Source organism: Nocardiopsis sp. NPDC058631 (genome assembly GCF_042716955.1).
Taxonomy (GTDB): Bacteria; Actinomycetota; Actinomycetes; order Streptosporangiales; family Streptosporangiaceae; genus Nocardiopsis.
In genome coordinates this window covers 1-12070 of the sequence record NZ_JBHXQY010000018.1, presented here as the reverse complement: position 1 = coordinate 12070, position 12070 = coordinate 1, and the positions used below count along the sequence as shown (strand labels likewise).

Annotated in this window: 8 protein-coding genes and 1 pseudogene; 3 read left to right on the top strand and 6 right to left on the bottom strand. The window is 72.6% G+C overall.

Annotation, left to right across the window (positions count from 1 at the left end; genetic code table 11):
* Window positions 1–51 precede the first annotated feature (51 nt).
* Window positions 52–1026, top strand: coding sequence for a helix-turn-helix transcriptional regulator (locus tag ACFWTE_RS08860; protein WP_378778741.1), 975 nt, complete (start codon window positions 52–54; stop codon window positions 1024–1026).
* Between the two features lie 139 nt (window positions 1027–1165).
* Here ACFWTE_RS08860 and ACFWTE_RS08855 read toward each other — a convergent pair whose 3' ends face one another.
* The 3 genes from ACFWTE_RS08855 to ACFWTE_RS08845 all read right to left on the bottom strand — a co-directional run bounded on the left by ACFWTE_RS08855 (window position 1166) and on the right by ACFWTE_RS08845 (window position 5335).
* Complete coding sequence (locus tag ACFWTE_RS08855) at window positions 1166–2449, bottom strand: MFS transporter (RefSeq protein ID WP_378778740.1); 1284 nt, start codon at window positions 2447–2449, stop codon at window positions 1166–1168.
* A gap of 82 nt (window positions 2450–2531) precedes the next feature.
* Window positions 2532–3320: an alpha/beta hydrolase gene (locus tag ACFWTE_RS08850; RefSeq protein ID WP_378778739.1), complete on the bottom strand. Its 789-nt coding sequence runs from the start codon at window positions 3318–3320 to the stop codon at window positions 2532–2534.
* Window positions 3321–3337: 17 nt separating this feature from the next.
* The gene (locus tag ACFWTE_RS08845) at window positions 3338–5335 is read right to left on the bottom strand and encodes a type II CAAX prenyl endopeptidase Rce1 family protein (protein WP_378778738.1); all 1998 of its coding nucleotides are present in this window, start codon (window positions 5333–5335) and stop codon (window positions 3338–3340) included.
* A 182-nt stretch (window positions 5336–5517) separates the two neighbouring features.
* On the opposite strand from ACFWTE_RS08845, the gene ACFWTE_RS08840 reads away from it, so the two are divergent.
* Window positions 5518–7719, top strand: coding sequence for an elongation factor G-like protein EF-G2 (locus tag ACFWTE_RS08840; protein WP_378778737.1), 2202 nt, complete (start codon window positions 5518–5520; stop codon window positions 7717–7719).
* Here the strand turns inward: ACFWTE_RS08840 and ACFWTE_RS08835 are convergent.
* Complete coding sequence (locus ACFWTE_RS08835) at window positions 7716–8519, bottom strand: M48 family metallopeptidase (protein WP_378778736.1); 804 nt, start codon at window positions 8517–8519, stop codon at window positions 7716–7718. The genes ACFWTE_RS08840 and ACFWTE_RS08835 overlap by 4 nt on opposite strands.
* A gap of 6 nt (window positions 8520–8525) precedes the next feature.
* A complete protein-coding gene (locus ACFWTE_RS08830) occupies window positions 8526–10379 on the bottom strand; it encodes an amidohydrolase (RefSeq protein ID WP_378778735.1) in 1854 nt (617 codons plus the stop codon).
* A gap of 446 nt (window positions 10380–10825) precedes the next feature.
* On the opposite strand from ACFWTE_RS08830, the gene ACFWTE_RS08825 reads away from it, so the two are divergent.
* Window positions 10826–11974 (top strand): acyltransferase family protein, encoded by a 1149-nt coding sequence (locus tag ACFWTE_RS08825; RefSeq protein ID WP_378778734.1) that lies wholly within the window; start codon window positions 10826–10828, stop codon window positions 11972–11974.
* Here the strand turns inward: ACFWTE_RS08825 and ACFWTE_RS08820 are convergent.
* Window positions 11953–12070: pseudogene (locus ACFWTE_RS08820) on the bottom strand (hypothetical protein); the annotation flags it as partial. The gene ACFWTE_RS08825 and the pseudogene ACFWTE_RS08820 sit on opposite strands and share 22 nt — an antisense overlap.

Genomic DNA, 12070 nt, shown 5'->3' with positions numbered 1-12070 from the left:
AGGGCGCGATCAGGACAGATCCGGTCCTGGTCGTGGGAGAGACTTCAGGACGTGATCAGCACATCCGCCCGCTTGTTGCACCTGCTCTCACTGCTGTCCGCGCGGCCGTCGTGGACCTGCGGCGACCTGGCTGAACGCATGGCGGTCAACGAACGCACGGTCCGACGGGACGTCGCCAGGCTCCGGGAACTCGGCTACGGAGTCGACTCCGGCCCCGGACCGTGGGGCGGCTACAGCCTCAGTGGCGGTGCCCGGATACCGCCGCTGGTCCTCGACGACGAGGAGGCGCTGGCCGTCGCCGTCGGGCTGCGCGAGGCGGCGCTGAGCGGAGTTCTCGGGAGCAAACAGGCCGCGTTGTCGGCCCTGTTGAAGCTGCGACAGGCCCTGCCGTCACGGGTCGCGGACCGACTCGGTGAGATGGACTCAGCCTTCGTGCACACGACCAGACCGGACCAACCACAGATCGCCCCCGGCGCGCTGCTGGAACTGGTCACCGCGTGCCGCCTGGGTGAGCGCGTTCGCTTGTCCTACCGCGACCGGAAGGGGCGGGTGACGGACCGGGACGCCGATCCCTACCGCCTGGTGCGCACGGACCGCCGTTGGTACTTCGTCGCCCGCGACGTGGCGCGCGACGAATGGCGGACGTTTCGAGCCGACAGGATCGAGCGGATGCGGCCGACCGGACACGCGGTCGCGCTGGTGGATCCGCCCGACCCGGCACTGCTTGTCTCCGGTGCGCTGGCGAGCGGTGTGTATCCGCTCTATGCGACGATCCTCCTTCCGCTGCCGATGGAACAGGCGGTCCGGCTGGTCCCGCCGACGGTCGGCATCCACCGCTCCGAGGGCTCCGAGGGCTCCGAGGCCACCGTCGTCGAGATCGGCGGACCCGATGCGGACGGCCTCGCCCGGTACCTGCTCGGCCTGGCCACCCCGTTGCGTGTCCTGGCACCGGATGAGGTACGGGAAGCGCTGGCTCGCCGCGCCCGCGAGCTTTTCGACGGCAACGCGGACGGTCGGCCTGCGTAGAGGAGCGCTGTGCGGGGAACCATCGAGGCCCCGGGCCGGCGGCCACGAGGACCGTGGGCATTCGCGCGCCTCGGAAAGGACCCTCCGCCGCCATACGGCCGGAAGGACGCGCGGCTCCGTCCCCTCGCCTCACAGCGGTTCAGGGGCCGGGGCGCGCGCCCCGGCGGGTGAGCGCGAGCGGGACCGCTGCCAGCAGAGCCACCGCCGTCACCGCGAAGGCGGGGGCGTAGCCGAAGAGCTGGATCAGCAGGCCGAGGAGCATCGCCCCCGCGCCGGCTCCCGCGTCGTAGCCGATGTTCCACACCGCGCTGGCCCGGCCGTAGCCCGCGGGGCCCGCGCGGTCCAGCATGAGGGTGACGGCCTCGTTCTGGACCGCGCCGAAGCCGAGCCCGAACACCAGGGCCCCCAGGACGACCAGTAGCACCGTCCCGGTACCCGGTCCTGCACCACCGTCGCCGTGCGTCCACAGGGCGGCGGTGACCAGGGACATGCCGATGACGGCGCCCACGGTGCCGGGCAGCAGCAGGAGGGTGCGCCGGTAGCGGTCGTGCAGCATTCCCGCTGTCCACCGGCCGGCGACGACCGCCAGCGCGTAGGCGGCCAGGGTGGCGCCCACCAGCCACGCCGCCTGCTCGAACGGGATCGCCAGGAAGGTGATGATCGCTCCGGCCGCGGAGGCGGTCAGCAGCATCAGGACCAGCGGGGCGGCGAGGGCCAGCAGCAGCGGAAGGCCCGAGGGCGCGTCCGGGGTGTCGGTCGCGGCCCGTACGGGGTTCCGCAGCGCCGCCCGGTTGCGGCCGCCGTCGGCGAACCAGACGCCCCCGGCCAGCAGCGCGCCCACGACCGAGCACAGTCCGGTGATCCAGAACGCGGGCGCGAAGCCCACGTTGAGGGCCAGGGCCACACCGCCGGGCAGGATGAACACCTGCGGCAGGCCGACCGCGAGCCCGTAGTAGCCGGTGGCACGCCCGACCTGGCTGCGCGGAACCAGCCGCGCGGCGAGCGCGGTGCCCGCGACGCTGACCATGCCGAAGCCGACACCGCGCACGGCCGAGACGGCGAGGAGCGGGCCCAGGTCCGTGGTCAGGGCGAACAGGGGGGTCGGCAGGCCCATGACCAGCGCCCCGACGGGGAAGGCCCACCGGTAGCCGCCCCGCTCCAGCATCCAGGGCATGGCGAGCTGGGTGAGCACCGTGGTCAGCATGAACGCGGCGGTGGTGCTTCCGGCGCCGAACTCGCCCACACCCCCGCGCGTGGCCCACAGGGGCACCAGGGGGAGGACGGCGGCGAACCCGCAGAGACCGATCGCGGTGGCCGCGATGAGCAGCGCGAAGCCCTTGCCCCTCAGGCCGGGCAGGTCGTCGGTGGTGAACTCGGCGGGCGTCGCCCCGTTCTCGGAGGAGGGCGAACCAGATCGGATCATCCCTCCTTTCTAGTGCACGGGGGGATGCCTGTCGACGGCGTCTCCGACCGGTCGTGCGCCGCCCGCGACCGGGCGCGCGGGGTCAGTCCTCGCGGACGATCCGCTCGCTGAGCCAGTCCCTGAGACGTAGGCCCAGCTCGGGGGTGACGGCGCGTTCGGCGTGCCCCATCCCGGGGACGATCCACAGCTCGCGCGGCTCGCGGGCGGCGTCGTGGATGGCGGTGGCGTGGGAGACCGGGAAGTAGGTGTCGGCCTCGCCGTGTACGACCAGGAGCGGTGTCGGTGACAGCTCGCCGGCGATCTCACGGGGCTCGGCGGGTCGGGAGTCCCACTCGCGGTCGGTGACCCGGACCTTGCGGAAGGTGCGCAGGACGAAGCGGCCGGCTGTGCGCCCGATTCCGAGATGGAGCAGACGCATCCTGCGCGTGCCCCGGTAGTACCAGCGGCTGGGCCCGCTGACCGAGACCACCGCGGTGACCCCGCCGTAGATGGCGGCGTGGCGCACCGCGACGGCCGCACCCATGGAGAAACCGACCACCGCGATGGACGTGTAGCCGAGTTCCCGCAGGCGGACGGCGACCGCCTCCAGGTCGTGGATCTCCTCGTTGCCCACGGTGCTGCGCCCGCCTGAGCCGTGGTGACCGCGGAAGTCGAAGGTCATCACGTCGCCGACGGGGAGGAGCGTCTCGGCGATCGCGGACGTGTGCGGGCTCCGGTAGGTGCCGGTGAACCCGTTGGCGAGGATCACCGCCTCGGTACGGGCCTGGTCGCCGCGCCGGAGGACGGCGTCGATCCCGACCCCGTCCGCGGTGGTCAGCCAGTAGCGGCTCTCTCGTGGCTGGTCGACTGGTTCGTGAATGGCGTCGGGCACCTCCCCATCGTGCCCGATCACCTCCCGTGGGTGGGACCCGGCCCCGGCGTGTCGCCCCCGTCGCCGTACCTGTGGTCGATCCACTCGTCGGGGTACAGGCGCCGCCCGTCGTTGGGCGGTGTCTGCGGAGGGCTGCCCAGGACGTCGCCCCTGTCGCCGTAGGGGTCCGGGCCCTGTGGGGGCGGGGCGGCGTGCGAGGGCCCGTGGCCGGCGCCGTAGCCGGGGGGCGCGGGGTCCCAGGAGGGCGCGGGGTCGTGCCCGGGTGCGTGACCGTACCCGGGCGCGGGGTCCCAGGAGGGGGCGGAGCCGTATCCGGGCGCGGGGTCCCAGGAGGGGGCGCCGCGGTCGGGGGTACCGGTGGCCTCGGGACCGTCCCACGTCGGAGCACCGTACGCGGGCGGTCCGCCGTAGGGCCCGCTGTTCATGACGGTCCCACCGGCACCACCCTGAAACGGCGGGCCCCCGGGTGTGCCCTGAGAGGGAGGGTCGACGGGTGCGCGGCCGAAGTCCTGGCCGCCGGAGGGGAAACCGTCGTCCGGCCCGCCCCACCCCTGTCGGGAGGGGGCGCCGTGCCTCGGAGCGTTCTGCGGGGCCACACCCTGACCGGGGCCGTCCCAAGGAGCGCTCTGCGCGGGGCCGCCCCAGGAGGGGCCGCCCTGGGCGGGGGTGCCTCCGAAGGCAGGCCCGCCACCTCCCGGGGCGTCGTACCCGTGCGGGCCCCCAGAGGGCCCATTGTTCATGGCAGTCCCACCAGCACCGCCCGCACCACCCCGGAACGGCGGGGCCCCGGAGCCGGGACGATCCGGCGCGGAGCCACCGGTGCGGAGATCCTGTGGCGGAGCCTCCCCGAGGGCACGGGTCCCGTGCGCGGGGGTTCCTCCGCGAGCGGGGGGCGCGGTGCCCGGGAACCCGTCCGCAGGTGCCGGGGGCTCGTCCTCGACCGGGGGCATCACCCCGGTGTCGCCGACGGCGGGCCGGTCCTCGTACCCGTCGTACCCCTCCTCGTAGCCGGCCTCCTCGTAGTCGTCGTACCCGTCGTCGTACTCGTCGTCGTAGTCCTCGTGGAGGCGCTCCCCCTCCTCGCGGACGGCGGGGGGCGGGAAGACCAGCGAGCGCAGATCGAGCGCCACATGCACGAGGATCGGCACCCAGATACTTCCCGTACCCAGGTACAGGACCGTGAAGAGGGTCCCCGACGTACCGGCGCTGACCAGCCCCCACCAGCCCTGGTAGAGGTGCGCGACGGAGAAGAGCACCACCGACAGCACCGCGGCCGCCCACAGCGGCACACCCGTGCCCGCGACGAGGGCGATGAACAGCCCCCGGTACAGCAGTTCGCCGAACACTCCTCCGGTGACGGCGACCCCCGCGGCCACCGCCCGCTCCCGCGTGGTGCGCGGTACGAGGAGGCCTCGGTCGCGCTCCGGCTCGGGGAGGGTCATCGGGGCGGCCGCGGCACGGCGGCCGCGGTGCCCGGTGGCCCGTCGGCCGCCGGCCCGGGGGGATCCGCCGTCTCCGCGGTCCCCGGGCGACTCGGCGCCCTCCGGATCGTCCTGGTCGGTCGGTGCTCCGGGGCCGTCCGGGCCGGACCGGCCCCCTCGCCGACCGCCTCCGCCCCGCCTGCCCTTGCCCGGGACGAGGCTCGTCGGCCGGGGCAGGTTCGCAGGCAGGCCGTTGACGAGGACCCACAGCGCCGCGAGGGCGATCAGGCCTCCGACGGCGCCCCCGACGACCGGCCCCCACGCGTCGGGCAGCCGCAGCCCGAGGTCCGAGGGGAGCAGGTCCGGCGAGAGCAGCAGGACCCCGAGGACGACCAGGCCCCAGAGGACATGGACCGCCATGGTGACGGCGTGCACCTGTGTCAGCGCACGTGCGTCACCACCCCGCCTACCGGAAAGCCACGCAAAGGCCTTCCTGCCGAGAAGGGGTTCGCCGACCGCCGCGAAGAGGAGCAGCAGGACCGTGAGGACGGTCCCGGCGAAACTGAACTGAGGGAGAGTCTCCGACCATAGCACGGGGCAATAGTAGAGGGTCCGAAACCCGCCATAGTGCACAAGCCGGATTCCGGAACCGAAGCCCTCTTGCCGTGGAGCCCGCAAAGGGTGACGGTAGGAGTGTCACAGGTCACCCAGCGGACGGTGACGTCCGGCCCGCCGTGACCACCGCCCCACGGATCCCGAAGGGCTGGGCAGCAGGGATGGCAGACCGAGCCGTAGACGTACCGTGGGCCGAGAGGCCCCAGAACATCCGCAACATCGCACTGGTCGGCCCGACCGGCTCCGGAAAGACGAGTCTGGTCGAGGCCCTGCTCGTCGCCGCCGGGGAGATCGGCCGCCCCGGCCGCGTGGAGGAGGGCACGACCGTCAGCGACCACGACGACGTCGAGGTCCGCCAGAAGAGGTCGGTCCACCTGACCGTCAGCCCGGTCATGGTCGGCGACGTCAAGGTGAACCTGCTGGACACCCCGGGATACGCCGACTTCATCGGGGCGATGCGCGCGGGACTGCGCGGCGCGGACGCCGCCCTGTTCGTCATCTCCGCCCTGGAGGGCGTCGACGGCCGCACCCGGGTGCTCTGGGAGGAGTGCGCCGCGATCGGTATGCCCCGAGCCGTGGCGGTCACCAAGATCGACCACCCCCGCGCGGACTACGACGACGTGGTCGCCCAGTGCCAGGAGGCCTTCGGCTCCGGTGTCCATCCCGCCTACGTCCCTGCGGTCGAGGGGAGCGGGGACGACCGGCGCGTGGTCGGCGTCTGGGGGCTCGTCTCCGAGCGCTACTACGACTACTCCGAACGCTCGGACGCGAGCGGCCACGGGTTCGGACCGGAGTCCGCCCCCGGTGCGCGTCCGGCCCCGGAGTGGCTACGTGGGACCGCGGAACCGCTCCGGCGGGCCCTCATCGAGGAGGTCATCACCGAGAGCGAGGACGAGGCCCTCATGGACCGCTACATGGAGGGCGGCGAACTCGATCCGGACCTGCTCATCGCGGACCTCCAGAAGGCCGTCGCCTCGGGAGGGTTCCACCCCGTGCTGGCGATCAGCCCCACCAGGGGCGTGGGTGTGCGGGAACTGCTGCGCGAGCTGCCGTTGTCGTGCCCCGACCCGACCCGGCGCCCGTTCCCCTCCGTGGCGACCCCGGAGGGGAGGCCGGTACCCGGGCTGTCGTGCGACCCGGACGGCCCACTCGTCGCGGAGGTCCTCAGCACGGCGAGCGATCCGTACGTGGGCCGCGTGAGCCTGGTGCGCGTGTTCTCGGGGACGCTGACCCCCGACGCCGCCGTCCACCTGCACGGCCACGGCGTTCCCTGCGGCCTGACGGGGACGGGTGACCTGGACCGGGTCGGCAACGACGAGCGTGCGGGCGCCCTGTCCGTCCCGCTGGGGAGGGAGAGCCGCCCCGTCGGGCGGGCCGTCGCGGGCGACGTGTGCCTGGTGGCGAAGCTGCCCGACGCCCGCACGGGCGACACCCTCTCCAGCCCGGAACGACCGCTCAGGGTGTCGCCGTGGCGGTTCCCGCAGCCGCTGCTCCCGGTGGCGGTGGCCGCCGCGTCCTCCGCCGACGAGGACAAGCTCTCCCAGTCGGTGGCACGGCTGGTGGCCGAGGACCCGTCCCTGCGGGTCGAGGTGAACCCGGAGACCCACCAGATGGTGCTGTGGAGCCTGGGCGAGGCACACCTCGACGCCGCCCTGGACCGGCTGGAGCACCGCCACGGCGTCCTGGTGGAGACCGGCGAGGTGCGTGTACCGCTGCGTGAGACCTTCGCGGTCCCCGCGCAGGGCACGGGCCGCAACGTCAAGCAGAGCGGCGGGCACGGCGAGTTCGGTGTCTGCCGGATCCGGGTGGAGCCGCTCGGGTCGGGGTCGGGCCTGGAGTTCGTGGACGAGATCGTCGGCGGCGTGGTGCCCCGCCAGTTCGTGCCGTCGGTGGAGAAGGGCGTGCGCGCCCAGATGGAGGAGGGCATGGACTCCGGTTACCCGCTGGTGGACATCCGGGTGACGCTGTACGACGGCAAGGCGCACTCGGTGGACTCCTCGGACATGGCCTTCCAGAAGGCGGGACGCCTGGCCCTGAGGGACGCCGCCGCGGCCGGGGGGCTCGCGATGCTGGAACCCGTCTCGGGGGTGGCCGTGGAGGTGGACGACTCCTACCTGGGTCCGGTGATGAGCGACCTGTCCGCCAGGAGGGGCAGGGTGGTCGGCACCGAGACGGCGGCGGGCGGCCGGGCGGTGGTGCGTGCGGAGGTTCCGGAACTGGAGATCGCCCGGTACGCGGTGGAGCTGAGGTCGCTCTCCCACGGCACGGGGGTGTTCACCCGGGAGTACCTGCGCCACGAGCCCCTCCCCTCGCAGGTGGCGGCGAGGCTGTCCGGCCCGCGCGGGGCGCGGGGGAGGTCCTAGAAGACCCGGCCCGGTCTGCTGCGGTCGGCCAGCGCGGCGAACCGGAACGTGTTCACCGGGTGGCTGGACAGGAAGTTGACCAGCAGCACGAAGAACCCGGTGTCGGTGCGGGCGCGCGCGGCGATGTCGTCGAAGTCCACGGACGGGTAGAGGTACTTGCCCACCGCCAGGACCCTCAGGCCCTGCATGCCCTCGGGGCAGAACTCGTAGGCGTGGTTGTCGGCCGTGTACTCCTGGGCGCGCCCCAGGGAGCTGCCCACGCCGGGGATCACGTTCGCCACCGAGATGCCGAAGTGACGCCAGAACGACGTGTGGCCGGCCGCGATGTGCCCCACCTCGTGCCCGATCACGAACCGCAGGGCGTCGGGGTCCGCGAGAAGCCCGCCCACCTCGAACAGGTCGCTGTTGACCGCGACGTAGCGGCGGAACCCGTGCCCCGAGGCGTAGGCGTTGATGACGCCGTTGCCCAGTACGACGTACGCCTCGGGCGCCTGCCGCATACGGAACGCGGCGGCGGCCTCGGCGACCATCCTGTGCGCCTCGGGGAACTGCTCCTCGGTGATGCGCACCCCGTTGACCCTCTGCCGTGCGTACAGCTGCCCGCGCACGAAGTAGACGAGCGCGGGCAGGCTGAGCAGCAGCAGGGGTTCGTTCGGGTCACCGGCGTAGGCGCGGCTGACCGCGCCCACCACGGCGAAGACGGTCACCGCGACACACACCACGAGGACGGGGATCTCCCGGGGATGACGCAGGGACCTGCGCAGGCGGCGGTCACCCCACCGCCAGGGGCCGTCCCCCATCCGCGGTCAGAGACGGTACTCGGCGTCGGGAAGGTCGTCGTCGGGGCCCGGGGGCGGCGGCGCGTTGTGGGCGCTGCCCCGGGGCGGCGGCCCGCCGTAGGACGGACCCGCGGGCGGGCCCTGCGGCGGCGCCTGGGTGACCCCGTCGTCGTCCAGGATCGAGGCCATGTCCGCCGACAGGGTGGACTCCTCGACCTTCCCGCTGCGCCACTCGTCGCGCAGCTCCTCGTCCTGGGCCCCCATCACGGCGTCCATGTCGGCGTCGTAGGTGGACTTGGCTGGATCCTGCGGAGGGTCGGGCCAGGAGGAGGCCAGGAACGCGCTGTCGTAGGCGTCGTTGGGCTCGGGCAACCCGGTGTGCGCGGGCCGGCCCGCCGTGGCGGACTGGCCGGGCGGCCGGCCGAACGGGTCGGAGAGGGGGTCGGCGAACGGGTCCGCCCCGCCCCTGGCGAAGGGATCGTCGTCCGGGACGACCGGGTCGCCGGTGGGCGCGGGGCCCGGGAAGGACGCACCCTCCGGGGCCGCCGGAGCACCGCTTCGGCCGCTGTCGGAGCCCAGGTAGGACAGGGCGGCGACGGTGATCGCCGCGAGCCCCGCGCGCAGGGTGGGTTCGCGCGCGGGCGCGAAGAACGGCGAGTGGTTGCTGGGGACGTTGCCCATCTTCTCGTACGGGGTGTCGCCGGGAGCGGCCTCCCACACGTCGTGGGGGGTGGCGCCGACGAACCAGAACACGTACGGGATGGGCTGCGCTTCGCCGGGGAGTCCGAAGTAGTTGAAGTCCTCGGTACCCGGCGAGGGGTCCGGCAGGTGGATCACGTAGTCGTCGCCGAAGTAGGCGTGGTGGGCCGCTGCCACCTCCGCCGAGCAGGTGGCGTCGTTGCGGGTGACGCCGCAGGACACGAACATCTCGACGTCGGGTTCGCGGGTGGCCCCGGAGGCCGCGGCCTCGGCGCGCACGATCCGCTCGATCGAGGCCTCCAGCTGGTCAGCGACGCTGTCGTTGAGGGCCCTGGTGTTGATCTCCAGGTAGGCCTCGTCGGGGATGATGTTGGCCTTCGTCCCGGCCTGGAGCTTGCCGACGGTCAGGACCGCCATCTCGCTCGGACTGATCTCACGGGACACCACGCCCTGGAGGCGGGTGACGATGTTCGCGGCGATGACCACCGGGTCGACGGTGGTGTGCGGCTGGGAGGCGTGGCCTCCCTCTCCGTACACGCGCACCCGGTAGGCGCGCGAGGCGCCCAGGATGATCCCGGCGCGGTGGGAGATGAGTCCCGCGGGCTGCGGACCGAGGTGCTGGCCGAGGATGACGTCGGGGCGCCCGAAGCGGTCGTAGAGGCCGTCGGCGAGCATCGCCTGGGCGCCGTCGAGGGTCTCCTCGGCGGGCTGGGCGACGATCATGACGGTGCCGGCCCACTCGTCGCGGGTCTCGGAGAGGAGGTCGGCCGCGCCCACCAGGCAGGCGGTGTGGGCGTCGTGCCCGCAGGCGTGCATGACGGGCACCTCGACGCCGTCGGGGTCGAGGGCGCGGGACGTACTCGCGTAGGGGAGGCCGGTCTTCTCCTGCAGGGGGAGCGCGTCCATGTCGGCGCGGAGCATCACCGTGGGGCCGGGGCCGTTGCGCAGGATGCCCACCACGCCGGTGCCGCCGACTCCCTTGTGGACCTCGTAGCCGGTCCGGGTGAGCCACTCCGCGACGCCGCTGGCGGTCCGCTGCTCGGCGTGGGAGAGTTCCGGGTTCTTGTGCAGATCGACGTAGAACCCCTCCACGAGCGGGAAGAGCTCGTCGAGGAGTCGCATGACCACGCTCCCGTGCTGGGCGGCACGGTCGGGGTCCACCGCGTGCGGCACGGTTTCCACCGCCTTCTTCCGTATCTCGACTGGAGGGGGACTACCTGACGGCCCAGCCTAGCGGCGGGGCCGTCACAGCCACACACTGGCACGTTCACCCAGCGTCCGCCACGGTGCGCCGCATGGGTTAGGGTCTGCACACGGAAAGCCATCATCCGCCCGAGTCGATCACGTTGTGTGTGTCTCTCCCGCACCACTTTCACCGTGCGTGGGGAGGATCCGAGGAACTTTCCACAGATTTGGGCGAACCGCTGGCATACCTTGCAACATCACAGTAAGGTAACGCAGCACGATGATTCATCCGACCTTCCGGTGCCCCCCTCGCGCGCCACGCGGCACACTCCCATCCGTATCCCGGCCCCCGCGGTCGGTCCGGGCCCCGCGCACGGGGCCCGTCGGACCACGCACATGCCCCAGAAATCAGTGATCTTCGGAGCCCACCCGTGGCCTCATCCATGACCAGTCCGGCAGCCCGCCCTCCGGAACCAGGGCAGGGCGCGAACAACCGGGGTCCGGACCCCAAGACCGGCCAGGCGCCAGGCCGTGACGCCCGCCTCGACAACGCCAAGTTCATCCTCATCGCCCTGGTCGTCTTCGGCCACGCGATCGAGCCGCTCCGCGACCACGGGCCCACGGAGGCCCTGTACTACTGGATCTACTTCTTCCACATGCCCGCGTTCATCATGATCAGCGGGTACCTGTCGCGGTCCTTCGACGCCTCGTCGAACCGCGTGGAGAAGCTGGTCGTGACCGTCGCGGTCCCCTACCTCATCTTCTGGACGCTCCACCAGACGATCTACTTCTTCGAGCGCGGCGGCCTGCCCGACGCGGCCTCGGTACTCAAACCGACCTGGACCCTGTGGTTCCTGGTCGCGCTCTTCCTCTGGCGCCTGAGCGTGCCGGTGTGGAAGCAGCTCCGCTGGCCCGTGCTCATCGCCGTGGTCATCTCGATGTTCGGCGCCACCGCGAGCCTGGGCGAGACGCTGTCCATGGGCCGCGTGGTCAGCTTCCTCCCCTTCTTCGTGCTGGGGCTGAGCCTGCGGCGTGAGCACTTCGCGCTCCTGGACCGGCTGTGGGTGCGGATCCTGTCGGTCGTCGTGCTCGGAACGACGGCGGTACTGGCCGTGCCCATCTCCGACCGGTGGAGCCGCGACTGGCTCTTCTGGAAGGACAGCCTCACCGACCGGGACATCGACCCGCTCCTGCCCAGCTTCGGCATCCGCCTCGCCTTCATGGGCCTGGCCCTGCTGATGACCATCGCGGTGCTGGCGCTCACTCCGAAGCGGCGCACCTGGTTCACCTCGCTGGGCGCCTACACCCTGTACGTGTACCTCGGCCACTCGGTGGCCCTGCTCCTGCTCAAGGCCTCGCCCTGGTACGACATGGTGGGAGGCCCCACGGGCACGGCTCTCACGGCCTTCGGAGCGGTGTCCCTGACCCTGCTCCTGTGCACCCCGTGGGTACGCAAGGGCATGCAGTGGGCGGTCGAACCACAGCTGACGTGGTTCCTGCGCAAGGACTCCACGCTCCGCCCGGAGAACCGCGGGAGCTCGGGGACCGGCGGCTCCGGCGACGCGAGGAAGAAGGAGTCCGCCGGGGTCTGACCGAGGACCTCAAGGTGCAGCTCGCCCATACCGGAGATGATGGTCTGGCCGGTCTGGTCGTCCGTGGCGACCTGGAACGAGGGGTCCTCGTCCGCG